This window comes from Shewanella sp. UCD-FRSSP16_17, assembly GCF_001675935.1.
Lineage (GTDB): Bacteria > Pseudomonadota > Gammaproteobacteria > Enterobacterales > Shewanellaceae > Shewanella > Shewanella japonica.
This window is the reverse complement of sequence record NZ_LZFV01000050.1, coordinates 24338-50517: the sequence shown is the minus strand read 5'-3', so window position 1 is coordinate 50517 and position 26180 is coordinate 24338. Positions and strand designations below refer to the sequence as shown.

The following is a 26180-nucleotide window of genomic DNA, read 5'->3' as shown; positions in this document are numbered from 1 at the left end:
TCTCATCGCTGGCGTAGGCTAGTGTTTTGATATCGATAAAGCCTTTAGCTGAATGCTAAAGGCTTTTTTATTGCGATTAACCCACTTTGACAGTCAGTCAAATTACCAATTAAGAACACTTTATTTCTTTTTGTAGATAACTGCTGAGTGTAATTAGTTGATAGAATGATCGAATAACTCACATAAATAAGGTCAAACATTAGAATGAACATAGTTGCAGACGAGAATATGCCGTACGTCGAAGCGTTATTTGGTGAAATCGGAAAGATTACCCGTGTAAATGGTCGCCAGTTAACGCCAGAGCAGCTTATTGATGTTGATGTTCTTCTAGTCCGTTCTGTCACTAAAGTGAATGCAGAGTTGTTATCACAAGCCAATAAACTTAAATTTGTTGGTAGTGCCACCATTGGTACTGATCATATTGATTTAGCCTTACTAGAACAACGTCATATCCCTTTTACTAATGCACCTGGCTGTAACGCAGCAGCAGTGGGGGAGTTTGCCTTTATTGCTATGCTGGAATTAGCTAAACGATTCAAACAGCCTTTAAAAGACAAAGTGGTAGGAATTGTTGGCGCAGGTAACACAGGTAGCGCACTTGAGCATTGTCTTAATGCTTATGGTATGAAGGTCTTGTTGTGCGATCCATTACTTGAGGAACAGCAGTTAGCGAACCACAACACGACTGATCTTAGCGACAAAAATTCCCGTCAGTTTGTGTCGTTAGACACCATTATCGAGCAAGCTGACATAATTAGCTTACATGTTCCTATCACTAAAACTGGACCGCACAAAACCTGGTACTTGTTTGACGAAGCTAAATTGAATCAATTAAAACCGCATGCTTGGTTACTGAATTGTTGCCGTGGTGAGGTTATTGACAATCGCGCTTTGATTAAGGTGAAACAACAACGGGATGATCTCAAACTGGTACTCGATGTGTGGGAAGGCGAGCCTAACCCTATGCCAGAATTAGTGCCTTTTGTAGAGTTTGCGACGCCACATATCGCAGGATACAGCTTAGAAGGTAAAGCTCGCGGCACTTATATGTTGTTCGAAAAACTGTGTGAAATCTTTGGTCTTGAACACCAAAAATCGCTGTTGAACTTGCTGCCTAAATTTAACATTAGTCAGTTACACATCACTGACAAGGTATCTGAAACTCAATTACTCACGCTAGCAAGATTGGTCTACAACCTCGCTGATGACGACTATTTGTTTAGAAATAGCTTCCTTAATAACCATGGGTTTGACCATATGAGAAAAAATCACACTCATCGACGTGAATTTAGTGCATTGTCGCTAGTCAACACGGGTCATTGTGAGGTAGATTGGATGTTTAAATTAGGTTTTTCAGGAGTCGAGCGTTAATTATGTCACAGGAATTTAATGTTGTTGTTTTAGGTGCGTCGGGCGCAGTGGGTCAAACTATGATTGAGATCCTTGAAGAGCGAAAATTCCCAGTCGCAAACTTATACCCATTAGCGAGTAGCCGCAGTGCTGGCGAAACCGTAAGCTTTAATGGTAAACAAGTAGAAATTCTTGATGTGGACACGTTTGATTGGAGCCAAGCACAAATTGGTTTCTTCTCAGCTGGTGGTGACGTTTCAGCTAAATGGGCGCCAATAGCAGCGGAGCATGGTTGTGTGGTCATCGACAATACTTCACATTTCCGCTACGACATTGACGTGCCGTTAGTTGTGCCAGAAGTTAATCCACAAGCGATTGCTGACTTCCGTAATCGAAACATTATCGCAAACCCTAATTGCTCAACCATTCAAATGTTAGTGGCATTAAAACCTATTTATGATGCATTTGGTATCTCACGTATTAACGTGGCAACTTACCAATCAGTGTCTGGATCAGGTAAACAAGCTATTGATGAATTAGCAGGGCAATGCGCTAAATTGTTACAAGGCTTACCTGCTGAAAATAAAGTTTATCCAAAGCAAATCGCTTTCAATGTGTTACCACAAATCGATGTGTTTATGGAAAACGGTTACACCAAAGAAGAAATGAAAATGGTGTGGGAAACTCAAAAGATTTTTGGTGACCACGATATCGTTGTTAATCCAACAGCTGTACGTGTTCCTGTGTTCTATGGTCACTCAGAAGCAGTCCACTTAGAAACTCGTCAACCTGTTGAAGCTGAACAAATTAAAGCGGTTTTAAGTGACGCTGAAGGTGTGGTGCTTTTCGAGAATGATGAAGACTATCCAACTGTAGTAACTGACTCAGCAGGTACCGACCCTGTATTTGTTGGCCGAGTAAGAAAAGATATTTCTCACGATTACGGTATAAATTTATGGGTTACGGCCGATAACATCCGTAAAGGTGCTGCTTTAAACAGTGTTCAAATAGCTGAAGTTCTGATCAGAGATTATTATTAATCTACTATGAATAGAGTTATTTAGACTAAAAAGCCTGCAGCCTGCAGGCTTTTTTCGTTTTACCGCTGTCAGCAGTAGCAGGGTGACTAATTCTGGTTTATAGTCGTAATTAATAAAAACAATTACCTAAAGCCAGTTGTCATGAAGACAACCCGATCGCGCTCAAAGGGAAAGATTGATGATTTTTCGAACCTCTTATTTTGTTGGCATGATGGCCTGTGCATTGGCCGCTGTTTCTGCATCTCAAATTATCGAGCCTGCCCACGCAGAAACGCTCAAAATTACCGGCCCCAATGGAGAAGTTGTCAACGCTCCAACCCGTCAATATGGGCCAACGACTTCTTCGGATACGTTTTGGAGTATTGCCCAAAAAGTTAGGCCAAACCAGAACGTTTCTGTTTATCAAGTGATGGCGGCATTATTTGATGCTAACCCTCATGCGTTCAGTAGTAATAATTATAACTCACTTGAACGTGGCATGACCCTACTCGTGCCATCGGCTGATGTGATGGCACAGAACAGTGCTGCAGATGCTAAGTTACGTGCCGAAAATAATGACAAGAGATTACCCAACGCTAATCCGGCTAAACCTGCAGCGAACAATACTACTGCCGTTGAAACATCAGTGCCTGCTACGGGTAAAAAACCATTACAAATTGTTGCCAAGCAACCGACAGCTGAAGAATTGGCTCAGCAAGCGGCTTTATTAGCGCAGCCTGAAATTGACGAGCTAACAGCGAAATTAGAAGACGCGCAAACCAAAGCATTGTCACTGACTGATGAACTGGCTCGCGCTGAGGATACATTATTAGTCAAAGATGCAGATAACAATGCATTGAAAGCAAAAATCCAAGAGCTCACTTTGCAGTTATCTGCAATGCAAGAGGATTTGCAATTACTTACCGAGAAGTATCAAGCATTAGATACAGAACATCAGGCATTAGTTGAAAAAAATAATCAGCCTCAGGTTATTGAAGAGCCAACAGATTTTTGGCGTTCATTGTCAGAAAATATGATTTTGCTAGCGATTGTTGCAGCATTACCACTGATTATTATTTTCCTCGCTATCTTCTGGCTCATGCGTCGTAAAAATAAAACTGAACCTGATTCTGCAGCTCAAACAGAGCCTGTGATTGATCAAGCTAGTGAAGAGGCCGTATCAGAAGTCGATGATATTGATAATTTAGCGGTTCACTTAGATGAAAATGAGAAATCGCCAGAAAACATTGAAGACTTATTAGATCTAGATAACCAAGACACAGGAGAGCTCACTCTCGATGGTGAATCTGATGCTGATATGTATATCACCGAAGAAGAACCAGCGGAAGAATCTGATGAAGGCACCTCTTTAGATGATCTTTGGGCTGAGGCGATGGAAGAGCAAGAAGAGGACATGCAGCCGCTTGAAGCGGATGAGGATGACTTAGACAGCCTTCTTGAAGGGCTCGATACCAATGATGATGTCATTGAGGCTTCATTGGAAGAACCATTACCTGTTGACAGTGTTCCTGCCGATAGTGACTCAGATGAAAGTGCTGCTGAAGACGACATAGATAATTTACTCACAGGCTTTGATGAGCCAGCGGTTAATGAGTCTGCTGCAGAAGAACCAGCTCAAACAGATAGTCAAAGTGATGCGCAAGATGACATCGACAGTTTACTAGCAGGCTTTGATGAACCAGCAATTGATGAACCAGCGGTTAATGAGTCTGCTGCAGAAGAACCAGCTCAAACAGATAGTCAAAGTGATGCGCAAGATGATATCGACAGTTTACTAGCAGGCTTTGATGAACCAGCAAATGATGAACCTGCGGTTAATGAGTCTGTCGCAGAAGAGCCTGCTCAAATAGAGAGTCAAAGTGATGCGCAAGATGACATTGACAGCTTACTAGCAGGCTTTGATGACCCAGCAAATGATGAACCTGCGGTTAATGAGTCTGTCGCAGAAGAGCCTGCTCAAATAGAGAGTCAAAGTGATGCGCAAGATGACATTGACAGCTTACTAGCAGGCTTTGATGACCCAGCAATTGATGAACCAGCAATTGAAGAACCAGCGGTTAATGAGTCTGTCGCAGAAGAGCCTGCTCAAACAGATAGTCAAAGTGATGCGCAAGATGACATCGACAATTTACTAGCAGGCTTTGATGAACCAGCGGTTAATGAGCCTGCCGCAGAAGAGTCAACTGAGACAGATACTCAAAGTGGTGCAGAAGATGATATCGACAGCTTACTTGCTTCAATAGATGTACCTGCGGAACAAGAGCAAGATTTCACTGCAGAGATTGCCGCAGAGCTCGAAGAGGATGTTGCTGTCAGTTTGGATGAATCGTCCGATATTGATGACCTCCTTGCTGATGTTGATACAGAGAAAGAGTTTGCTCCATTAAGCAACGACGGATTGGATGTTGAACAAGTTTTGACAGCAGAGCTTGAGCAAATTGAATCTGAGTTAGCCATTGACACTGATAATGATGATATTGACTCGCTTATTTCTGATTTAGAAACGGACTCTACAAATGAAGCTCAAAATCAGTTTGCTGAAACGTTAGAAGAAAGCACCGCGGTTTCTGAATCAGATTTAGATGAGTTGCTAGCCGATGTTGAAGCAATAGAGCCAGTTTCGGTAAATAATACCGAACCTTCAGACGAGTTGAAATTTGCACCGGGCGATGAATCAACACTGAATATTCAAGATGATATACCGACCGGTGAGCAGCAAGAGGATCCTTTAGTTGCTGAGTTATTAGCAGCTGAGCAAGCCGATCAACAAGTGCAGCAAAGTCATGATGAGCAAGACTCTGATATTGATGAATTGGACGCATTATTGGCTGATTTCAATGTTGAAGACTTTGATATTGACAAGAGTGATTCAGACAAGAGTGAGTTAGATAGTAGCAACAGTGAAGTTACTGCGCCAAAGGTGGCCGACACACTTGAGACCGATCTTCATGAGCTTGAACTTAATGAACAAGATGACGTTCCATTATTTGTATCTGATGAAGAAATAAATGAGCAGGACAGCATCTCAGAACAAGATTTTGATGCCATGTTAGCGGGATTATCTGCCGATGAGCCAGATACCATCATCGAACAACAACCTGATACAGAGGCATTATCGAAAGAGTCAGGCTTTTTCGACGATTTAAAATCTAAAAAAGCGGATGCAGCGAGTCTTGATTGGGAAGCTGATTTATTCCAACAAGCGTCAAATCATCCAGCATCGGAAGCGCAAGTTGATGATATCGATGATGAGACTTTCCAATTAACCGATGACAATTTAACGGTTGATGAAGCGCTAGCGGCCCTTGATGCAGAAGAAAGTAATAAACAGGATGCTAGGTTAGATTCTGATGAGTCATCTGACATGGTTTCAGATACTGCGCTAAATACCTTCGAGCAAGAAAATGGTTTTATCGACATCGATAAATTGTTAAATGATGCTGATGAAGATGTCGAAATTAGCGATCAATATAAAGATGTTGCTGTTGAAATGGGTGAAGTGAACTCACTCATTGGTAATGCTGAAATGATTGATGTTGACGATGAAGAAAACTCAGTGAACGCCAAGTTAGACTTAGCCAGAGCCTACATTGAAATTGAAGATGAAGATGCAGCAAAAGCAATCTTAAAAGAAGTTCAAATTGACGGTAATGAACGCCAGCAAACCGAAGCTGGCAAACTACTTGACGAGATGAGTTAAGCTGGAAATTAATTAATCATCATTCATTCGATTAATTTCCTATTTCATCACGAACAAACGGCGCTAAATGCATGCGCCGTTTTTTTTGTGCTAAAATGCGCGCTCTTTAAATCTGAGGGTAATTTTAATGCGTGTGGCGTTAGGTGTCGAATACGATGGTAGTCAATATTTCGGTTGGCAAAGACAAAAAGAAGTTGTGTCTGTGCAAGAAAAAATCGAAGCCGCTTTATCATCAATAGCCAATGAATCCATTGAAATTATTTGTGCAGGTCGAACAGACTCAGGTGTGCACGGTACTGGACAAGTGGTCCATTTTGATACCCAGTCTACACGTCAAATGTCGGCGTGGACCTTAGGGGTCAATGCCAAATTACCAGATGATATTGCCATTCGATGGGCAAAAGAAGTCGATGATACATTTCATGCTCGCTTTTCTGCCACGGCGCGTCGATATCGTTATATTATTGATAATAGTGAATTTAGGCCTGGTATATTACGTCACGGATTAAGTCACTATCATTACGCACTTGACCATCAATTAATGCATCAAGCGGCTCAACTTTTTGTTGGCGAACATGACTTTACTAGTTTTCGCGCGTTACAGTGCCAAGCTCATAGTCCAGTAAGAACGATAGAATTTGTGAATGTCACTCGCCAAGGCGCATTCATTATTGTGGATATTAAAGCGAATGCTTTTTTACATCATATGGTGCGAAATATTGTTGGTACACTCATCGAGATTGGACAATCTAATCAAAAAGTCGAGTGGGTCAATGAGCTTTTGGCGCTAAAAGATCGCAAGTTTGCCGCACCAACATCCAAACCTAATGGTCTATATTTAGTGGATGTAACTTACCCTGAGCATTTTGAGTTACCTAAGCCACCTATGGGGCCATTATTTATGTTGGATTGATTAATCCATCCGGTAATCAATGACATTGAGTTAAGGAATAACATGAGTTCAGTTAGTGACAATCAACCTTGTTCAGCACCGACAGATTCGGCAAGCTTGTCTCAGTGGTTGGATTATCTTTTATCTATTCATCCAACCGAAATTGAAATGGGGTTAACGCGTGTAACAGAGGTCGCTAAGCGATTAAATGTACTATCCCCTCAATCAAAAGTGATTACTGTCGCTGGCACAAATGGTAAAGGGACAACCTGCGCCATGATTGAGTCAGTATTAATTCAAGCCGGCTTTACTGTTGGCGTTTATAGCTCACCGCATTTATTAAATTTTAATGAGCGAGTGCGGATTAATCAGCAAGATGTTTCTGACAGCGCATTAATAGCAGCATTTAATGCAATCGAAACAGCGAGAACTTTGCCAGATAGCGCCACTATATCCTTGAGTTTTTTTGAATATGCAACCTTAGCTGGCCTGTACTTATTTAATATTGAAAAGCCTGATGTCGTGCTATTGGAAGTTGGGCTAGGTGGGCGCTTAGATGCCACCAATATTATTGATGCTGATGTCAGTGTGATCACCTCGATTGATATTGACCATCAAGAATACTTAGGTGATACCCGCGAGCTAGTCGGGCGTGAAAAAGCAGGCGTGTTTCGTCCTGAATGCCTAGCCATTATCGGCGAGCCTGACCTGCCTCACACGGTGTTAGATTACGCAGCAGAAATTAATGCGAATGTTTATCGCGTTAACCATGACTTTAATTACCACCTTAATGGCGACACTTGGCAGTACATTGGTGCTAATTGTGTCTTTCATAAGTTGCTTTTACCAAAACTGCCGCTTGCCAATGCCGCCACAGCTGTTGCAGTAATAGAGCAAACTTGGCCAAGCATTAGCCCTAAAGATATTATGACGGGTATTGCTAGAGCATCATTAGCCGGGCGTTTAGAGCAAGTACAAGACAGCCCAAAGGTGTTAGTCGATGTGGCGCATAACCCACATGCAGCAAAATATTTGGCTTCCCAGTTACAGCAATATAAACCTGCACGTATTATTGCTTTATGTGGCATGTTAAAAGACAAAGATGCAGCCGCAGTCTTGTCTGAACTGAAAGGCGTTATTGATGAATGGTACTTTACTGATTTACCAGTGGAACGAGGGCTAGAGGCCACTGCATTAGCTGGTATGCTTGCACAACATGAACCACCGCTAAAATCGTCACATTTTTCTTCGATAAATCAAGCATGGCAAAGTCTTAATGCAAATATTACCACTGATGATGTGGTAATTGTTTTTGGCTCATTTTACACTGTGGCTGGCTTTAGCGAATTATTATAAAAGGGAATACACATTGTCTGCTCAATTTCAAAATCGTTTAGTTGGAACTGTCGTAATTGTGGCGCTCGGGGTGATTTTTTTACCTGATTTGCTCGATGGGAAAAAACAACGAGAAGTCGAACAATTTACCGAGATCCCACTTCGCCCTGTTATCACTGAACAAGCTAAAGATGATATCGGTGAAGGGTATAAACCTGAGACTTTTGAAGTCGAAGAAATAGCGCAGACTCAAGATTTGGTTAGCTCTTCTGAAGAGACTGTGGAGCAAGCTCAAACTGAACCAGCTAAAAAACCAACGAATACTCAAACGCAGCAAGTGGCTAAATCTGAGCCTGTAGAGAAAAAAGCGACCCCAATTAAAGCGGGTTATACGCTACAACTCGGTGGTTTTAATAATGCCAAAAATGTTGAAGGGTTAGTAAAACAACTGCGTCAAAATGGGTTTACCGCTTATACCTTACCTGCAAAACCAATTGATGGCTCGCTCACAAAGGTGTTTGTTGGCCCAGATTTATCGGCCGACAAGCTAAAAACTCAGCAACAGAAAATTAAAAAAATAACGGGTCTTCAAGGTAAAATTGTTAAATACAATCCCCTAGAAAACTAACTATTCACTATTGTTTGGTACAGCGCAAAGTCAATTTATCTAGCAGTGGGTGAGAAAGTTTTCTGTCTCTGTTAGAATCGCGCCGTCCTAACATCTATACCGGATCCCCATCTCAATGGTTTGGATTGATTACGCTATTCTCATCGTCATCGGCATATCAACTGTCATCAGTTTGGTTCGCGGATTTGCCAAAGAAGCCATGTCTTTAGTGGTATGGTTTGCTGCCTTCTTTATTGCTAGCCAATTTTATCAAGATTTAGCCGTTCATTTGACTCAAATGAGCGACGAAACTATGCGAAATGGCGTAGCCATTGCCATCTTATTTATCGCCACACTGATCATTGGCGCGTTAGTTAACTATTTACTTGGTCAACTGGTTTCTAAAACCGGTTTATCAGGCACCGACCGAGTCTTAGGCTTGTGTTTTGGTGCGCTGCGCGGGGCATTAATTGTCAGCGCGATATTATTTTTTCTTGATGCTTTTACCGGTTCGCCAAATCAGGACTGGTGGAAAGAATCAGAACTTGTACCCCAATTTGGTGTGGTTATTCAGTGGTTTTTTGACTATCTGGAAAATACCTCCAGCTTTGTACCCAAAATATAAATATAAAACATCTTACAATGAGGAAGCTTACCCATGTGTGGTATCGTCGGAATAGTTGGTCAGTCATCGGTTAATCAAACCATTTATGATGCATTGACCGTGCTTCAGCACCGTGGTCAAGACGCAGCAGGTATTGTGACTGTTGACAAGAACGCGTTTCGTTTACGTAAGGCAAATGGACTAGTTAAAGACGTTTTCGAAGTAAAACATATGCAACGCCTGCAAGGTAAAGCCGGTATTGGACACGTGCGTTACCCAACCGCAGGTAGCTCAAGTGCTTCAGAAGCACAGCCGTTTTATGTTAACTCACCGTTTGGTATTTCATTGGCTCACAATGGTAACTTAACCAATACAGTTGAGTTGGCTGAAGGCCTAGTGAAAAAACGTCGCCACGTTAACACCACATCAGATTCTGAAGTGTTGTTAAACCTGTTAGCTGACGAACTACAAGAAACAAGAAGCTTAACGTTAAGCGCTGATGAAGTGTTTGATGCCGTGGCTAAAGTTCATGCACAAACTCGTGGTGCTTACGCTGTTGCAGCGATGATTATTGGTCAGGGCCTAGTTGCATTTCGTGACCCGTTTGGTATCCGTCCGTTAGTGCTTGGTAAGCACGAAACCCCAACGGGTACTGAGTATATGGTCGCTTCTGAAAGCGTTGCATTAGATGCCGTAGGCTTTGAAGTGATGCGTGATGTTGCGCCAGGTGAAGCGATTTATATCTCATTAGATGGCCAGCTATTTACTCGCCAATGTGCAGTTGAACCAAGCTATGCACCATGTATTTTCGAATTTGTTTATTTTGCACGTCCTGATTCGTCAATGGATAAAATCTCTGTTTACGGCAGCCGTGTAAATATGGGCGCAAAGTTGGGCGCTAAAATTCAAAAAGAATGGGAAGATCACGACATTGATGTTGTTATTCCAATTCCTGAAACCTCATGTGATATCGCGTTAGAAATAGCACGTTGTATGGATCTTCCTTACCGTCAAGGTTTCGTTAAAAACCGTTATATTGGCCGTACGTTCATCATGCCAGGTCAGCAAGAGCGTAAGAAGTCTGTTCGTCGTAAACTCAATGCTATTAACACTGAGTTTAAAGGCAAAAACGTATTGTTAGTGGATGACTCTATTGTACGTGGTACCACTTCTGAGCAAATTATTGAAATGGCTCGTGAAGCTGGCGCAAAGAAAGTTTACTTTGCTTCTGCTGCTCCTGAAATCCGTTTTCCTAACGTTTATGGTATTGATATGCCAACCACTAATGAGCTTATTGCTCATGGCCGTGATGCTGATGAAATTGCTAAAATCATTGGTGCTGACGGTATTATCTTCCAAGACTTAACTGACTTAGTTGATGCAGTCGGCATGGAAAACCCAGAAATTAAACGTTTTGAAACCTCAGTATTTGATGGTCAATACATCACGAACGATGTTGACCAAGCTTACTTAGATCACCTAACACAGTTACGTAATGACGATGCTAAAGCAAATAGCAAAGACATTGGTACTAACTTAGAGATGCACAACGTTTGTCATCCTTAATTTGACGTGACGTCATTGCATTTGAAAAGCCAGCGAAAGCTGGCTTTTTTGTATCTGAAACTCAATCAAACATTTATGATATAAGATTAAATACAACCTGTTTTTACATCGTTACCCCCACAATATTGTGGTTTAGGAGAAGGGCTTAATGTCTAAAATTGAACTGACAGCAGAACAAAGAGAAGTGATGGTGAATAAGCTTCAACGTTATTTTGAAGATGAGCTAGACCAAGACTTAGGTCAATTTGAAGCAGAGTTCTTGTTAGATTTTTTAGGCAAAAATATTGGCGCGCATTTTTACAACCAAGGATTGCACGATGCAAGAGCTATTTTTGAGGCTCGTATAGAAACAATTGATGAAGACATTTATGGTATTGAAAAAGACGTCAACTAACTGAAATGGGAATCGCTATTTACTTTTTTCCTTCGCTCCACTAGGTTAGATAAATCGTGATCTGTGTATCATTATTTTGATGGAGGAAAAACAATGTCTCAACCCAAAAGAGATGATATCCCGCAAGAAGCGTTTGATTGGTATGATGAATATGCCCACGGCGGTATGGACCGTCGAACCTTCATGAAGAAGCTGGGTACTTTAGTCGCTGTGGGATACTCCATGAGTGTTTTGACATCTGCGCTTTTACCTAATTATGCTCTTGCTGAGCAAGTATCATTTAATGATGCAGATATTAAAGCGACTTATGAGACGTTTGACTCGCCACAGGGGCACGGTAAAGGTCAAGGGTATTTTGTGGTACCTGCGAATAAAACAGGTCCATTACCTGTTGTATTAGTGATTCACGAAAATCGTGGCTTAAATCCTTATGTTAAAGATGTCGCTCGCCGCCTAGCTAAGGCAGGTTTTATTGCATTCGCACCTGATGCGCTGTATCCACTTGGTGGCTATCCTGGTAATGATGACGAAGGCCGTGCGATGCAACGATCAATGGATCGCGATAAAATTCAGCAGGACTTTATTGCCGCAGCCAAGTTCTTAAAATCCCATGAAAACAGTAATGGAAAACTAGGCGCGGTAGGTTTTTGTTTCGGCGGCTATATCGTCAATTATCTTGCAGCAGTCGAATCTGACTTGCTTACCGCAGGGGTGCCTTTTTACGGGACACCCGCTAAGAAAGAGCTTCGAGAAAATATTAAAGCGTCATTAATGGTACAACTTGGTGAAGAAGATGAACGGGTTAATAAATCATGGCCTGACTACGAAGCTGATTTAAAGCGTTATAAAGTGCCTTATCAAATGCATATGTATAAAGGCGCCAAGCATGGTTTTCATAACGATTCGACAGGTCGCTATGATGAAGCCAACGCTAAACTGGCATGGGATCGTACCATTAGCTTTTTTACAGAGAAATTAAGTTAACGACTCGTCATTGATGGTGCCACAATAACAGGAAGCTTCGGCTTCCTTTTTTAATGCGAAAATTTTGAACGAGTGGTTTGTTTAACTCATTTTCATATGACGACGTATCACTTGTTTAGGTTAAAAGACTAAAAGGTGGTGATATTACTCATTTCAGTTAAGCCTAAAAATATTAAGATACTGATTTTATTGTAAATAATAGTGGCCTTATAATTGCTTTAATCAAGTGCTCAAATTATTACGTAAGGTTCATTACAGAAAGTGCATTACATAAAACGGTAAGCGTAAAGCCGCAAGCTTAGCGTTAGCACTAGGTTCATGGCTAAACATAAGGGATTATGATGATAAATAAACTCACAAAGTTGCTAAAAGAGTATAAATCACTGCTGATTTTTATTGCGTTAATGAGTGTATTCAGAAGCGCAGTTGCTGATTGGTATACCGTGCCTACAAGCTCAATGAAGCCAAGCATATTAATTGGTGACAGAATTCTTGCAAACAAAATGGCGTACGATGTTCGCATTCCTTTTACTCATGTTTCTTTATATAAAACAGGCGATCCAGCTCGCGGAGATATCATTATTTTTGACTCCGAAGCTGCTGGAAATAGACTGGTAAAGCGTGTCGTTGGCGTACCTGGCGACACCGTAGCGTTATACAACAATAAACTAGTGATTAACCATCAAAACATTAATTATCATGATCTTAGTTATAAGAGTAATCGTAATCAAGGTAAAAGTTATCAAGATGATACGCAGGATAAGATTGAAGATTTACTCGGCGTGGCGCATTCAATAAGAGTGAATAAAATGGGCTCAATACGCTCAAAGTTTAACGAGGTTACTGTGCCAACCGGGTATTATCTTGTATTGGGTGATAATCGGGATAACAGTGCTGATTCACGTGTGATTGGGTTTGTGCCTCGCAATGAAATCATCGGACGCACAAAGCGTGTTGTGATGTCTTTTAATTATGATAATTATTATTTACCTAGGCATGATAGATTTTTCCATTCCCTTGTCAGTGGCTAAAAGAGGCTAAATTGTCACTAAAGCACTTTACTCTTTGCTGACCAATTAATTCGAAATAAGCCACACCTTAATGAGTGGCTTATTTTTACTTCTCGCTGAATTTAATCCTACCTTTAAAAGTTTAACTTGTTTTATATCAATAAAATAAATCTGATTTTTTTCTAATTAAACCCTTACAATCTTAGTGCTAATTTCGTATTCAATTAAAAGGATATTGCATGTCGACTGTTACTCAACAGCAAATCGGAATGATTGCTTTAGTCGTTGACGATTATGATGACGCTATTGCCTTTTACACCCAAAAACTACAATTTACCTTAGTCGAAGATACCGATTTAGGTGGCGGAAAACGTTGGGTGTTAGTGTCACCGCCAAATGGCAATGGCACCAAGTTGCTATTAGCCCAAGCTAGCAATGAAACTCAAAAACAGTCGGTGGGTAATCAAACTGGAGGTCGGGTATTCTTGTTTCTTCAAACTAACGACTTTTGGCGTGACTATAAGTTAATGCAGGCCAATGAAGTGGTATTCAATGAAGAACCTAGGGTAGAAGACTATGGCACAGTCGTGGTGTTTCAAGATTTATACGGCAATAAATGGGACTTACTTGAGTTGAATTCGTAAGTTGAATAAGCCTGTTTAATAAAGCGATAACAGTCGTATTTTAAGCTGCGTTAAATGCAGTAATGAAGTTTAATTAATCGTTTATTGAGGTAATGAATGGGAATGGTGATTGCTTTTCTTTTATGGGGTGTGGCAGTGGTTTTCTCTGTTATCACCATTGGTGTTATTCATCTGTGCAATAAAAAAGCTAAGCAGCGAGAGGTTGACAGCAAGTACATGCTTCATACTGTCTTAAGCTCAATACCATTGTGGTTGTTGATTTTCTATTACCCTGTTGATTATTACACATCCCATAACGATCTCGATGCTCTGATAACGGTATGGTCAACCAAAACTGCACTGACAATATTGAGTCCAGCAGTCACTGCTATCGTTATTTTAGTGCTACGTACTATGAAAGCGAAGCAACTAGCAGACAATGCAGATTAGGGGATAAATCGTCTGCACATCGTTCTTTACGACATAGCACTTAATTTATCATTTAAAATAGCACTAAAGCCAAAATACACTCTGGTTATGAGCTTAAATAGCAGCCATAAAAAAAGCAGTGTTAGCACTGCTCTTTTATCAAAATTCATAGGGCTTTGTTGCCACTTTTAGCTGTATAAAATCAGCAAGCTTTACTTAGAAAGTGCTGGTCAGCATATCGATTAACTCAGTTTCAGTAGTTGGCATTTTTGCAAGTTCAACCATTTCTGGTGAGCCACCATTTAACATGTAAGCACTTGTAGTCAAATGATCATGATGAAACCATTTCCCGTTAACACAGACGTCTGTGTAACACTTCTCACATTGTTTCAATTCCATAACGGGCTCCTGAGCTCAGAATTTGCGATAACTAAACCTATCCCAAGAATTCATTAACAATGATGATCCAGATCAACTTTATTTCAGCTTTAATTATCTTAATTTAGATGAAACGTTTGTTTTTAGCGGTATGAAAAGTCAATTATATGGCTGTTGGAGCGATTTTATATTCTTTATGTTTCGGTTATGAAAATAAACTACAAAAAAAGCAGTAAAGCTCGCCAATTCTAGTTCGTTAACATGCTTGAAGGTAATATTTTGTCGTGCAGGCGTCATTTATTGCCATCGATTACCAAACTAAATTTTTTATGGATAAAATAAAAAAACTTTAAATAATTACTGTAATTGCCCACTGTAATTATATACAGTATCAGCATGATATTAAAAAGCCTGCATTAAAAGGCTTAACTGATTTAAACGGTTTGAATTGAATGATCCTGTATATTGCCGAGAAACCCAGCTTAGGTCGCGCTATTGCCGATGTATTGCCAAAGCCCCATAAAAAAGGCGACGGTTATATCATGGATGCTAATGGCAACTATGTTTCTTGGTGTGTCGGGCACTTGCTAGAGCAAGCTGAGCCAGACGCTTACGATCCAGCCTACAAGTCCTGGCAATTGGCAYATTTACCAATTGTGCCTGACAGTTGGAAGCTTAAGCCTAAATCTAAAACGCGTTCGCAGTTATCCACCCTTAAAAAATTGATAAAACAAGCCTCAAGTCTTGTTAATGCGGGCGATCCAGATAGAGAAGGGCAATTGCTGGTTGATGAAGTGATAGCACATGCGGGTGTAAAAGCCGACAAACTTGCCCAAACCCAGCGTCTACTTATTAGTGATTTAAACCCAAGTGCTGTCAAAAGAGCACTAGGACAAATGCGCAGCAATAAAGAGTTCGTTCCGCTTTCAACATCAGCATTAGCTCGCAGCCGTGCTGATTGGCTATATGGCATGAATATGACCCGAGCCTATACCATTCAAGGCAAAAAAGTGGGTTATCAGGGGGTATTGTCGGTTGGCCGAGTACAAACACCGGTTTTAGGTTTGGTCGTGAGGCGTGATGAGGAAATAGCCAATTTTGTCCCTAAACCTTTTTATGAAGTACTTGCGCATTTATTAACTGACAAAAATGAATCATTCTCCGCTAAATGGAAGCCAAGTGAAGCGTGCCAGCCATATATGGATGAAGAAGGTCGCGTGTTAGCAAAGGGCTTAGCTGAAAATGTTGTTGGTCGAATTACTGATCAGCCTGCACAAGTAACTAAGCTTGAAGCAAAAAGTAAACGCCAAAATCCACCTTTGCCCTATAGCTTATCGTCACTGCAAATTGATGCAGCTAAACGTTTCGGTATGAGCGCAAAAGACGTCTTAGATACTTGTCAAAGCTTATACGAGCGCCATAAACTGATTACTTATCCGCGCTCAGATAGTCGTTATTTACCTGCTGAACAACACGGCCTCGCACCGCAGGTGATAAAAGCAATTGTCAGTAATGACGCGACGTTAACTGCAAAAATTGATTCGCCAAACGCTAAGCTTAAATCTAAAGCTTGGGATGATAAAAAAGTCGACGCTCACCATGCCATCATTCCCACTGAAAAAATGGCTAATTTAACCTCTTTATCGAGCAAAGAAGCGAAATTGTACTCGCACATTGCGAGGCAATATTTAGCCCAGTTTTATCCAGCTTATCTTTATGATGAAACCCAAGTGGAAGTGACCATTGCTGGAGGACTCTTTACCACTAAAGCGAAACAAGAAACTGCAATGGGGTGGAAACAACTATTTGCTTCAAGCCAATCGAGCAAAACAAGCATGAGTGATACAAATGGCCCAAGTGGGCATAAAGATGAAGAGGAACTCAGCACCTTACCTCCGCTCGTAAATGGTCAGCAATTACATTGCGCTCGTGGTGAACTGCTTGAGAAAACCACCCAGCCACCGAAGCATTTTACTGATGCGACATTACTTGGCGCCATGACAGGGATTAATCGTTTTGTGAGCAATAGCGAAGTAAAAAAAATCCTTAAAGATACCGATGGACTAGGCACTGAAGCGACTCGTGCAGGCATTATTGAATTATTATTTAAACGAGGTTATTTACAGCGTCAAGGGAAGTCAATTGTGGCAACCCAAGTCGGAGTCGGACTCGTTCATTCACTACCAGAAAGTGCGACCACACCTGATATGACCGCATTGTGGGAAAGTAGTTTAGATGCCATTAGCCAAAAGCAATTACGTTACGATGCGTTTATGTCTCCTTTAATTACCCAGCTCAATGAGTTGGTTACTCAAGCTGCTAATCAGTTACCTAATGCCTTAGCGGGTGTGACAGGTCCAGGTTACAAAAAACGCCGAAGCGGCGCAAAAACGGGTTATAAACGCAAGTCCACAACGGGTGCAAAATCGGCCTCTAAGAAAAGGCCATCAAAGAAGGCAACGAGTTAATTGGTTTTATGGAGTAAGCCAAGCAATATAAAGGTATGGCTATTGATTAGCTTAGTGTTGCTCGAATAGCGTTACTGTTACTGAGTAACGCGCGTGCGAATACAAGCTTTACAAGGTTCTTTTTGATTTGATGTTGCGATTTTGTTTGTTTTAGGTAATCTAGCGCCTTTAATTTAACTACATCATTAAATCAAAAGGAAGTTTATGAATATCAAGGATGTTTTTAGCACAGGTTCGTTATTTAAAGCCTTGCCTTTATTATTATTAATCATTGCAGTTTTTAACTCTTACTACATCGTTATCGAGGGGCATGTAGGGGTTGTTAAACGCTTTGGCGAAGCAATGGATCAACAAAACCCTGGATTACATTTTAAAATCCCATTTATTGAAACTGTCGAAGTCATTGAAGTTAGAACCCGTAAAAATGCTGAAAAAATGGCTTCAAGCACTAAAGAGCAAATGCCTGTAACCATCGAAGTATCGGTTAACTGGACTGTCAACAAAGAAGCCGCTTTAGATTTGTTTAAAAGTTATGGCGGCTTAAGTCAATTTGAACAGCGTATTTTAGATCCTCGTTTTCGTTCTGCGACCAAAGATACGATCCCACAGTTTGAAGCTGAGCAGTTAATTCAAGATAGGGCCAGTGCAATACAAGGGATTGAGCGTCGTTTATCAGAAGAAATGGCAAACTTCCCAGTGGTTGTAGATAACATTCAAATCGAGAATATTATTCTTCCGCAAAAATACATTAACTCGATTGAGATTAAACAAACTGAGAAGAACTTAGCAGCAGCTGAAGAGCACAAGCTTGAAAGACAGCGTCTAGAAGCATTACGTGCGGTGAATACCGCAGATGCTAAAGCAAAAGGTATTTTAAAAATAGCCGAAGCTGAGGCGCAATCAATTCTGTTAAGAGGTAAGGCAGAAGCACAAGCCATTGAAGCAAAGGCGAAAGCTCTTAAAAACAATCCACTAATTGTGAAGTTAACAGAAGCCCAAGCGTGGGATGGTAAGTTGCCTAGCACCATGATGGGTGAGGGGGTTATGCCTATTATGGATATTCGTGAGACTAAAAGTCATTAAATCCAGTTCAGCCCTGAATAGCCAGTAGCCAGTAGCCAATAGCTACAATCGATAAGCGCAATAGTCTTACTATTGCGCTTTTTTTGCTCCAATGTATTGCGACCGATTTTATCAAGTAAAAAAACGTGGCGCACAATGGTAAGTTTAGCGCGCGTGCACTCCCTATAATTTCTGCCATACCCGATGATTCATTCTCATTACGTTAAGGCAGGTTATGACAGATACAGTTACTACAACGCATCCTAGCACTCAGTCAGCTAACGGCTTTTTTGCTCGTCATAAAGCTAAGTTTTTTATCTTATTGGCATTAATCACAGTGGCGCTTGGTTCGGTATTTTTGGCCAGTGGCTTTACTGTCCATCATCAAGATATTCCAGCTGACTACTGGACAACAACATCAGCACTTAAAGACAAGTTCTTAGACACTGAAGTCTTTATTGGCGCATTAACAATGATGTTAATAGTGACAATTTGCTTAGCGATTTGGGGGTATTGGAAATTGCACTCACTGCCTAAAAAATATGCGGCGCATACAGGGCAAGCCAAGTTAGTGTTCTGGCTATGTACGATCGGCTTTTTTTATAACGAGTTATGGATAGCGGCCATCCTTATCGTGGTGACAGATTGGAAGAAAATTTCTGCAGTAATAAAAGCGAGATAAGCATAATGAAAGAATTACTTTACCCATACATTTTAATTTGCTGGATTTTATTAAAAACCGGTTTAGTGAAAAAAACCACAGCTAACTACATTTCAATGGTGGTGGTAGGTGTGCTTATTAACCTTGCTGTGTTTTTTGCGCATCGCTTTTATTCACCAGTAGACTTAACTGACTCATCGGTTGTTCGGGCGCAAACGGCAGTGTTAAGCCCAATTACAGAGTCGATTGACCAATATTATGTGCAGCATAATCAGAAGGTTAAAAAAGGTCAGTTGCTTTATACATTGGTCAACAATGAAGAAACGAATAACTTGCGCAAAATAGAGGCTGAAATTAACAGTTTAAATACTGAAATCAGCCAAACTGAGCAAGATTTAGCTAGATTAACGCAAGTTGAAAACGTGGTTGCTAAGCGCGATATTGACCAGTATCAGTCAAGACTGAATGCATTGAAATTTGATCGAGAGTCTTTAGTTGCTCAAAAACAACAAGTGGAATTCGAAGCAAGCCAACTTGAAATTAGAGCTCCATTTGATGGTGCCGTCACCCGCCTTGATACCGCTGCAGGGTCAAGGGTTGGTAACATCCAACTGTGGAATACTGAAACAAAAATTTTAGAAATGCGTATTCCAGATCAGCTATGGAGCAGAGTCAAACAAGGTCAGTTTACTGAGTTTTATGTCGATGCGTATCCAGGCCATATTTTTAGAGGACGAGTCCATTCTGTGTCATTGGCAACAGGTGAAGCACGAGGCAGTCATAGTAGCCAAGAGCAAGGCGTAGCACAGCAGTTAGTGAGTAACGCTAAAAATATTGGCCGCACAGTGCTAATTGAGTTTACTGATCCAGAGGGCATTGAAATTCCAATAGGCGCCCGAGGGTCAGCTTGGATATCAACTGAGAAACCTTTTTCGTTACTTGGACCGATTGACATGTTAGGCGCAGCAACCTTAAGACTAAAAGCCATGAAGAGTTATTTTGGCGCATTCTAGTCATCATTAAAACTGAAAACTATGAAGAGTTACTTTGGCGCATTTTAGTCATCATTAAGACTAAAAGCCATGAAGAGTTATTTTGGCGCATTCTAATCATCATTAAGACTGAAAGCCATGAAGAGTTATTTTGGCGCATTTTAGTCATCATTAAGACTAAAAGCCATGAAGAGTTATTTTGGCGCATTTTAGTCATCATTAAGACTAAAAGCTATGAAGAGTTATTTTGGCGCATTCTAGTCATCATTAAGACTGAAAGACGTCCTATGAACCTGCTAACAGAGTCGAATTTGTTAGCAGGTTCATTTAGTTTACATATAGCAAAATGATTAATCAGCTTCGAGTTTGCAGTAAAAAGAAACCAATATAGCCCAATATAAACGGAATTTTAGATTGAAGATTGTTGTCAACTTGTTAGGATGATGTAAGTGGTGTTATTTGATTAAATATTAGAGGTTTATGATGTCTGAAGAGCAAACAACTTTAGCAAGACCCTTACATGGTTTTAATAGTCCTCAACGGTACTTCGTGGGTTACACTCTCGCCGTTTTAGTCGATTTAACGGTATTGAACTTACTTGATGAGTTTTGGCAACACATTAACGTGTCATCATTTTCGATTTCATTACTTGTGGCTATTTTGCTGCAATTATTACTTAAGCTCACTATTGCTTTTGAACATAAGCTAGCTGATTACTTTAAAAGTAAGCCAGGAACTGCACCTAAAATCTATCGAGCGCTAAGCACTTGGGCGATTTTGTTCTTTTCAAAAATAATCATGCTTGAAGCAATTAACTTAGCATTTGGTGATGCCATTACCTTTACGGGGCCTGTTGATGGCTTGGTTGCGTTCTTTGTTCTGGTCTTTGGTATTTTGATTGCTGAATTTATTGTGTCAAAAATATACTTTTCATTGCGTGATAAGCCAAGTGACAACGAATCAGAGACCACTGCATAAAGACCGATATTGCCTAGGTAAAATCAACTCAGTTGATTTGATAACTGATGACAGCTAGATAAGGGATTTTCTGATTAGCCAAAGCAAGCTGAGTTTGCTTTGGCTTTTTTATTTGTGTTTACAGTGCAAGGTTAATCCAACCTATTGCTTTATAATCTTTATTTTTAAATTCAATAAATTAAAGGCAAAAAAAAATGAGTAAGCTCATTAAGAACCTACTCATAAAATTCACTAGTTCACAACATAAAGGGCGGAACAGGTTTGAGTATGGATGCACTTACTTAACTGAAGATTAATTTAGCGTTCAATAGTGTGATCTGACGCTGCTTTCAGCTTAAAAGTATTTATCTCAGGCTTTTAGAGCGATTTAATGAAATCAATTTATCTAGAATGTGCTCGCCATCGACGCGGATCCCATTATGCTCATATTCCGAAGTCACCCAATACTGTAAGTTATCGACTAATGCCGCTGTTTCAAGGCTGTAGTTCATATCAACGTACATATCTTCGCTATAAATAGCCGCAGCTACCGGCACCGTATTTTGCATCAAAATATCGACGTCATATAAATTAGTCCAATCAGATTTGGCTGCAACAGCATCAGCTAAGTCTTTAAGAGGCTTAAGCTGATTAAATTGTTCAAACATCCATGGATAAATCATTTCACCAGTAAAGAGCAATCGTTGACCTTTTTGATAGTTAAATTGCTGAAATTGTTCTCGCACACGATGTGCTGACCAATTTGCGCCACGTTGATGGAACTGCTGGCAATAGATTGATTCATGCATTAAAGCAAAAATTGGATTGGTGTTAAAATCTAACAATTGGCAAAATTGATGCAAGAATAACGGGTTAATTTTCTTACCGTTTGCGGTGTCGATTAAGGCTTGTTCCAACAAGTAATAAACTGCTTCAGGCCCTTGTTCCATACCGAGGTTAACGCCTAATAACTGCAACATCTCAACCGTTAACTGCTCACCCGTGGCTAATATAACGTTGTTGTTTTCAATAAATTCAGCTAATTCGGCAGTCAGTTTGGCAGCGTCACTGAAGCGGCGATAAAAATCATTGTTCTTTTTAATCACTCGCTTATAAGTGGCTTGGTAGACATCGTCAGCTTGGCGCGTTAATGAAGGAATGCCGCCCGTAATATAGGCTTCTTTAATTGAATCTGGCGCCGCTGATAAATATTGCAGCACACAAAAGCCACCAAAACTTTGGCCTAAAATACTCCATTGGGTATTGTTAGTTAGCTGCAATCGAATCGTTTCAGCATCCCGTATAATATTGTCGGCGCGAAACTGGCTGACATATTCAACTTGTGCTTCAGGGGATAAATGGCTCAGGGTGACATGATTTAATAAGGTTGATAAGCCAGTGCCACGCTGATCGAGTAAAATAACACGAAACTCTTGCAATGCACGTTTAATCCAGCCGCTGTTTTCAACAGGTCTTACAGCGCCAAAGCCAGGCCCACCTTGAAAATAAACCAAATAAGGTAAGTCTTTATGCTGGTTTTCAGTGCTAACAATTTCACGGGCGAATACAGTAATTTTCTCGCCTTCAGGTTGTTGATAATTTAAGGGAACCGAGAAAAAATGTTTCTTTGAAACAATACCTGAAAGTATGCTATCCATTTGCATGCTGTACCTGTGAATAAAGGCTAGAGAAAGGTAGTATTGTAGAAAGCTTAACTATCAATCACAATCAAAAACTGAGGGTATATTAGTAATTTACCTTTCGCTTTTACTGATTTATGTTTGTTATCATTTACAGCGTTTTTAACTTGTTGATTATTTGACCTTTTAATCGCTTTTCACGTGTTAATAACCGAGTGATTTAATTCAAGTGGCTTTTGAATATCATTTTTCGTCAATTTATTTTGTTGATTGCAAAGATAGATCAAACTTTTTTGCGCCACTTAACGCATAATAGCGACAAAGCAAACGCCTGCTAAAGTGAGGATGTAAGACATGAAATACCAAATCATTCCAGTGACCCCGTTCCAGCAAAATTGTAGTGTGATTTGGTGTGAAAAAACCAAACTCGCTGCAGTCGTTGATCCTGGTGGTGACATTGACCGCATCGTCACTGAAGTCGAAAAACTTGGGCTTACTTTAGAGAAAATATTATTAACACATGGGCATATTGACCATGTTGGCGGCGCCAAAATGTTATCTAATCAATTAAATATTGATATTGTTGGCCCACATAGTGCCGACAAGTTTTGGTTTGATAATCTAGCTAAACAGAGTCAAAACTTTGGTTTTCCGCATATCGACCCCTTTGAGCCGACACAATACCTCAATGAAGGTGATAAGGTGACAATCGGCGAACAAACCTTATCGGTATTGCATTGTCCCGGCCATACACCTGGCCATATTGTATTTCACTCTGCTGAGTCGCATTTAGCTTGGGTTGGCGATGTGTTATTTAGAAGCTCTATTGGTCGCACTGATTTTCCGCAATCTGACCATAAGCAATTAATTCATTCAATTACTCAAAAGCTTTGGCTATTAGGCGATAAAGTCAGCTTTATTCCGGGCCATGGGCCGATGTCAACATTTGAAGAAGAACGTCAGCATAACCCGTTTGTAGCAGATCAGCTGCTTGGTTAAACCGTTATCAATAATTAATGGGTCATTGATTCAGTTATTGTTACATTTTATTACGCTTTTACTTCTACTTCATAAGCCAGCAAGAGCCCCGTCTTGCTGGTAATACGCCGACTAAATCGTAAACGGTATTTTAATTAGGCGTTACTAATCTTTGCTTTATGCCAATCCTTTGTTAGCTTATACAGACTAGCTTTGCAGTATGCTCATTTTCGTTTGTCTATATCCAATGACTTGAGGTGCAAAGGTCAGTTCGCTTTGGCAGCGTTATGTTGTCAGCTCCCTTGTGGGGTTAGCGCAATAAGTGCGAAAAGGAATTAAAATGATAGGCAAGGATTTATGGCACATCACTTATTATCATTGTTAGATACTTGGGCTGAAAAGCCGCAATTAGATTGGGCATTAGCCATTATTACCTCTGTTGAAGGTTCATCTTACCGTAAGCCTGGGGCAATGATGTTATTCGATCCTTTGGGTAAAACATTAGGAATGCTCAGCGGTGGATGTTTAGAAGCTGATTTACGTCGTCATGCCCAACATGCGATTCAATCACAACAAGTATTGCAACTTACCTATGATGCTACCGATGAAAATGACACCAGCTATCAGTTAGGCTGTGGCGGCATTGTGCACATTATGATGGTTCCTTTACTGGCTGATAACCAATACCTAGGTTTGCATGAGCTACATCAGCAACTCACTGTCGGCCAACAGGGCTATTATCAATTATCACTGAATGACGACGGTTCCCATGCCGCAAATACTCGAGGGAAGTTTATTCCTGCAGTGCAGTTACAATCCTCTTCGTTAACTAAAACAACCCAAATAACAAACGAGCAAGGTGAACTTCTACAAGTGCCAGTTAGAGCACCTTTTCATCTTGGCATTTTTGGTGGTGGATTAGATGCGCAACCATTAGCAGCCATGGCAAATCAGTTAGACTGGAAAGTTACCGTTTTTGATAGCCGCACGGCCTATGCAAGAAGTTATGACTTTCCAACCGCCAAAATTAATAAAACCCCATTAACACAATGTCAGCAGAGTGATTTTTCTCACTTAGATGCTGCCGTTGTGATGAACCATAACCTTGAGCTAGATAGCGACGCATTAACGGCGTTACAGCCGACAGCAATCAGATATATTGCATTACTTGGACCTGGTCATCGACGTGACAAAGTGTTTGCCATGGCAGGTTTACGCCCACAAGATTTTAGTGGATTTATCTCAGCTCCAGCCGGATTAGCGATTGGTGGGGAGCTACCGAGCTCAGTCGCTTTGAGTATTTTATCTCAGTGTCATGGAGTACTTCATCATCATTTTGCGCAACAAGATGATGTCAGTAGACTTGATAGGGTGATGGACTGATGACTTTTTTGTCTTCTATTCCCAAAATTACCACAGTGATGTTAGCGGCAGGACAAAGCAGCCGATTTGATGGCGCTAAGCTTGCTGCTTTGGTGTCAGGTCCAGAAGTGAACGATCCTGATGTTCAGGCTAAAAACCAAAGTTTGCTAGCTCACAGCTTAGATGAACTGACGCAAGCAACTGAGCAGATGGGCATGGATAAACCAGCTGTGATGCTCGGTGGTCATAAAAATACTTTGCTTCCTTTATTACCAAGTAACACTGAGTACCTAGTCAACCCAGATTGGCAGACAGGTATTGGCAGTTCAGTTGCGATGGCGGCGGAATATGCCCAAGCACAACATGCCGATGCTTTATTGCTATCTCTGGCTGATCAAGTTGCTATCACTCAACAACACTATATGAGCCTTTTTCGTGTGTTTTGCCTTTTTGGTCAAACCACAGCAGCGTATTACCAACAAAATCCTGGAGTACCTGCGATATTTTTGTCTGAAGATTTTCAACAACTACAACAATTACCAGGTGATGCTGGTGCTAAAAAATTATTATTACAACATTTATCAAATCAAAGCTTGGCAGTACTACCGTTAGAGCAAGCCGCCATTGATATTGATACTAAAGCCGATCTTAATTGGTGGTTGGCTAACAAGGAGTAAGTGATGTCACAAGAGATGCAAACACTTGAAATTAATGGAAAGAGCTTCACCTTAGATGCAGATCCGAATATGCCGATATTGTGGGCACTACGAGATATCTTAGGATTAACTGGTACTAAATATGGTTGCGGTGCCGGTCTATGTGGGGCTTGTACTGTGCATGTTGATGGTAAACCTGTTCGCGGTTGTTTAACCAGCATTAAGCAGGCCGCAGGTAAGTCTGTTACGACCATTGAAGGACTTGAAGCTGACAAGTTAAAAGCGGCATGGGAGAAACACAATGTGCCGCAATGTGGTTATTGCCAAGCAGGGCAACTCATGTCTGCTGCAGCATTACTTAGTACCACAGCCAAACCTTCTGACGCGCAAATCGATGATGCGATGTCAGGCAATATTTGTCGCTGCGGCACTTATCCCCGTATTAAAGCTGCGATCAATACCGCTGCAGACAATAGTAAAGTGGAGGCATAA

At 40.8% G+C, this 26180-nt stretch carries 24 protein-coding genes; 22 read left to right on the top strand and 2 right to left on the bottom strand.

Annotation, left to right across the window (positions count from 1 at the left end; all coding sequences use genetic code 11):
• The first annotated feature begins 204 nt into the window (after window positions 1-204).
• From A9267_RS21155 to A9267_RS21095, 13 genes are all read left to right on the top strand, one after another.
• Entirely contained in the window at window positions 205-1371 is a 1167-nt protein-coding gene (locus A9267_RS21155; RefSeq protein WP_065110649.1) for a 4-phosphoerythronate dehydrogenase, read from the top strand.
• Between the two features lie 2 nt (window positions 1372-1373).
• Window positions 1374-2390 carry an aspartate-semialdehyde dehydrogenase gene (locus A9267_RS21150; RefSeq protein ID WP_065110648.1) on the top strand — a complete coding sequence of 339 codons (1017 nt, stop codon included), beginning with the start codon at window positions 1374-1376 and terminating at the stop codon, window positions 2388-2390.
• Between the two features lie 178 nt (window positions 2391-2568).
• Window positions 2569-6090: a FimV/HubP family polar landmark protein gene (locus A9267_RS21145; RefSeq protein WP_065110647.1), complete on the top strand. Its 3522-nt coding sequence runs from the start codon at window positions 2569-2571 to the stop codon at window positions 6088-6090.
• Between the two features lie 127 nt (window positions 6091-6217).
• Complete coding sequence (gene truA / locus A9267_RS21140) at window positions 6218-7003, top strand: tRNA pseudouridine(38-40) synthase TruA (protein WP_065110646.1); 786 nt, start codon at window positions 6218-6220, stop codon at window positions 7001-7003.
• A gap of 42 nt (window positions 7004-7045) precedes the next feature.
• Window positions 7046-8338, top strand: a complete 1293-nt coding sequence (gene folC / locus A9267_RS21135) for a bifunctional tetrahydrofolate synthase/dihydrofolate synthase (RefSeq protein ID WP_065110645.1) — start codon at window positions 7046-7048, stop codon at window positions 8336-8338.
• A gap of 13 nt (window positions 8339-8351) precedes the next feature.
• Window positions 8352-8945: an SPOR domain-containing protein gene (locus A9267_RS21130; protein ID WP_065110644.1), complete on the top strand. Its 594-nt coding sequence runs from the start codon at window positions 8352-8354 to the stop codon at window positions 8943-8945.
• 115 nt (window positions 8946-9060) lie between these two features.
• Entirely contained in the window at window positions 9061-9549 is a 489-nt protein-coding gene (locus tag A9267_RS21125; protein WP_055026114.1) for a CvpA family protein, read from the top strand.
• Window positions 9550-9582: 33 nt separating this feature from the next.
• Window positions 9583-11094 (top strand): amidophosphoribosyltransferase, encoded by a 1512-nt coding sequence (gene purF, locus A9267_RS21120; RefSeq protein ID WP_055026113.1) that lies wholly within the window; start codon window positions 9583-9585, stop codon window positions 11092-11094.
• Window positions 11095-11242: 148 nt separating this feature from the next.
• Window positions 11243-11488, top strand: coding sequence for a DUF2164 domain-containing protein (locus A9267_RS21115; RefSeq protein WP_065110643.1), 246 nt, complete (start codon window positions 11243-11245; stop codon window positions 11486-11488).
• A 93-nt stretch (window positions 11489-11581) separates the two neighbouring features.
• Window positions 11582-12472 (top strand): dienelactone hydrolase family protein, encoded by an 891-nt coding sequence (locus tag A9267_RS21110; protein WP_065110642.1) that lies wholly within the window; start codon window positions 11582-11584, stop codon window positions 12470-12472.
• Window positions 12473-12813: 341 nt separating this feature from the next.
• Window positions 12814-13503 (top strand): signal peptidase I, encoded by a 690-nt coding sequence (lepB, locus tag A9267_RS21105; RefSeq protein WP_065110641.1) that lies wholly within the window; start codon window positions 12814-12816, stop codon window positions 13501-13503.
• Between the two features lie 218 nt (window positions 13504-13721).
• Entirely contained in the window at window positions 13722-14126 is a 405-nt protein-coding gene (locus A9267_RS21100) for a VOC family protein (RefSeq protein ID WP_065110640.1), read from the top strand.
• Window positions 14127-14228: 102 nt separating this feature from the next.
• A complete protein-coding gene (locus A9267_RS21095) occupies window positions 14229-14555 on the top strand; it encodes a hypothetical protein (protein WP_065110639.1) in 327 nt (108 codons plus the stop codon).
• A gap of 195 nt (window positions 14556-14750) precedes the next feature.
• Here the strand turns inward: A9267_RS21095 and A9267_RS21090 are convergent, their stop codons facing one another.
• Entirely contained in the window at window positions 14751-14933 is a 183-nt protein-coding gene (locus A9267_RS21090) for a hypothetical protein (protein WP_055026106.1), read from the bottom strand.
• A 431-nt stretch (window positions 14934-15364) separates the two neighbouring features.
• On the opposite strand from A9267_RS21090, the gene A9267_RS21085 reads away from it, so the two are divergent.
• The 5 genes from A9267_RS21085 (at window position 15365) to A9267_RS21065 (ending at window position 21073) form a co-directional block, all read left to right on the top strand.
• Window positions 15365-17380 carry a DNA topoisomerase III gene (locus tag A9267_RS21085; protein ID WP_065110638.1) on the top strand — a complete coding sequence of 672 codons (2016 nt, stop codon included), beginning with the start codon at window positions 15365-15367 and terminating at the stop codon, window positions 17378-17380.
• Window positions 17381-17584: 204 nt separating this feature from the next.
• Window positions 17585-18463: a prohibitin family protein gene (locus A9267_RS21080; RefSeq protein ID WP_065110637.1), complete on the top strand. Its 879-nt coding sequence runs from the start codon at window positions 17585-17587 to the stop codon at window positions 18461-18463.
• A gap of 214 nt (window positions 18464-18677) precedes the next feature.
• Window positions 18678-19124: a hypothetical protein gene (locus A9267_RS21075; RefSeq protein WP_082972502.1), complete on the top strand. Its 447-nt coding sequence runs from the start codon at window positions 18678-18680 to the stop codon at window positions 19122-19124.
• Between the two features lie 5 nt (window positions 19125-19129).
• A complete protein-coding gene (locus tag A9267_RS21070; protein WP_065110636.1) occupies window positions 19130-20116 on the top strand; it encodes an HlyD family secretion protein in 987 nt (328 codons plus the stop codon).
• 462 nt (window positions 20117-20578) lie between these two features.
• Window positions 20579-21073 (top strand): hypothetical protein, encoded by a 495-nt coding sequence (locus tag A9267_RS21065; RefSeq protein WP_055026101.1) that lies wholly within the window; start codon window positions 20579-20581, stop codon window positions 21071-21073.
• A gap of 344 nt (window positions 21074-21417) precedes the next feature.
• Here the strand turns inward: A9267_RS21065 and A9267_RS21060 are convergent, their stop codons facing one another.
• Entirely contained in the window at window positions 21418-22716 is a 1299-nt protein-coding gene (locus tag A9267_RS21060; RefSeq protein WP_065110635.1) for an alpha/beta fold hydrolase, read from the bottom strand.
• Between the two features lie 330 nt (window positions 22717-23046).
• Here A9267_RS21060 and A9267_RS21055 point away from each other — a divergent pair, with 330 nt between their 5' ends.
• The 4 genes from A9267_RS21055 (at window position 23047) to A9267_RS21040 (ending at window position 26180) form a co-directional block, all read left to right on the top strand.
• Window positions 23047-23691 (top strand): MBL fold metallo-hydrolase, encoded by a 645-nt coding sequence (locus tag A9267_RS21055; RefSeq protein ID WP_055026099.1) that lies wholly within the window; start codon window positions 23047-23049, stop codon window positions 23689-23691.
• A 336-nt stretch (window positions 23692-24027) separates the two neighbouring features.
• Entirely contained in the window at window positions 24028-25053 is a 1026-nt protein-coding gene (locus A9267_RS21050) for an XdhC family protein (protein ID WP_065110634.1), read from the top strand.
• A complete protein-coding gene (locus A9267_RS21045; protein ID WP_082972500.1) occupies window positions 25053-25709 on the top strand; it encodes a nucleotidyltransferase family protein in 657 nt (218 codons plus the stop codon). Before A9267_RS21050 ends, A9267_RS21045 begins: the two co-directional genes overlap by 1 nt.
• A gap of 3 nt (window positions 25710-25712) precedes the next feature.
• Window positions 25713-26180: a (2Fe-2S)-binding protein gene (locus A9267_RS21040; protein WP_055026096.1), complete on the top strand. Its 468-nt coding sequence runs from the start codon at window positions 25713-25715 to the stop codon at window positions 26178-26180.

Excerpts from the sequence above, each read along its gene's own strand:
- A9267_RS21155 (WP_065110649.1), top strand. The coding sequence starts at position 205 with ATGAACATAGTTGCAGACGAGAATATGCCGTACGTCGAAGCGTTATTT.
- A9267_RS21150 (WP_065110648.1), top strand. The coding sequence starts at position 1,374 with ATGTCACAGGAATTTAATGTTGTTGTTTTAGGTGCGTCGGGCGCAGTG.
- A9267_RS21145 (WP_065110647.1), top strand. The coding sequence starts at position 2,569 with ATGATTTTTCGAACCTCTTATTTTGTTGGCATGATGGCCTGTGCATTG.
- truA (WP_065110646.1), top strand. The coding sequence starts at position 6,218 with ATGCGTGTGGCGTTAGGTGTCGAATACGATGGTAGTCAATATTTCGGT.
- folC (WP_065110645.1), top strand. The coding sequence starts at position 7,046 with ATGAGTTCAGTTAGTGACAATCAACCTTGTTCAGCACCGACAGATTCG.
- A9267_RS21125 (WP_055026114.1), top strand. The coding sequence starts at position 9,061 with ATGGTTTGGATTGATTACGCTATTCTCATCGTCATCGGCATATCAACT.
- purF (WP_055026113.1), top strand. The coding sequence starts at position 9,583 with ATGTGTGGTATCGTCGGAATAGTTGGTCAGTCATCGGTTAATCAAACC.
- A9267_RS21115 (WP_065110643.1), top strand. The coding sequence starts at position 11,243 with ATGTCTAAAATTGAACTGACAGCAGAACAAAGAGAAGTGATGGTGAAT.
- A9267_RS21110 (WP_065110642.1), top strand. The coding sequence starts at position 11,582 with ATGTCTCAACCCAAAAGAGATGATATCCCGCAAGAAGCGTTTGATTGG.
- lepB (WP_065110641.1), top strand. The coding sequence starts at position 12,814 with ATGATAAATAAACTCACAAAGTTGCTAAAAGAGTATAAATCACTGCTG.
- A9267_RS21100 (WP_065110640.1), top strand. The coding sequence starts at position 13,722 with ATGTCGACTGTTACTCAACAGCAAATCGGAATGATTGCTTTAGTCGTT.
- A9267_RS21095 (WP_065110639.1), top strand. The coding sequence starts at position 14,229 with ATGGTGATTGCTTTTCTTTTATGGGGTGTGGCAGTGGTTTTCTCTGTT.
- A9267_RS21090 (WP_055026106.1), bottom strand. The coding sequence starts at position 14,933 with ATGGAATTGAAACAATGTGAGAAGTGTTACACAGACGTCTGTGTTAAC.
- A9267_RS21080 (WP_065110637.1), top strand. The coding sequence starts at position 17,585 with ATGAATATCAAGGATGTTTTTAGCACAGGTTCGTTATTTAAAGCCTTG.
- A9267_RS21075 (WP_082972502.1), top strand. The coding sequence starts at position 18,678 with ATGACAGATACAGTTACTACAACGCATCCTAGCACTCAGTCAGCTAAC.
- A9267_RS21070 (WP_065110636.1), top strand. The coding sequence starts at position 19,130 with ATGAAAGAATTACTTTACCCATACATTTTAATTTGCTGGATTTTATTA.
- A9267_RS21065 (WP_055026101.1), top strand. The coding sequence starts at position 20,579 with ATGTCTGAAGAGCAAACAACTTTAGCAAGACCCTTACATGGTTTTAAT.
- A9267_RS21060 (WP_065110635.1), bottom strand. The coding sequence starts at position 22,716 with ATGCAAATGGATAGCATACTTTCAGGTATTGTTTCAAAGAAACATTTT.
- A9267_RS21055 (WP_055026099.1), top strand. The coding sequence starts at position 23,047 with ATGAAATACCAAATCATTCCAGTGACCCCGTTCCAGCAAAATTGTAGT.
- A9267_RS21050 (WP_065110634.1), top strand. The coding sequence starts at position 24,028 with ATGGCACATCACTTATTATCATTGTTAGATACTTGGGCTGAAAAGCCG.
- A9267_RS21045 (WP_082972500.1), top strand. The coding sequence starts at position 25,053 with ATGACTTTTTTGTCTTCTATTCCCAAAATTACCACAGTGATGTTAGCG.
- A9267_RS21040 (WP_055026096.1), top strand. The coding sequence starts at position 25,713 with ATGTCACAAGAGATGCAAACACTTGAAATTAATGGAAAGAGCTTCACC.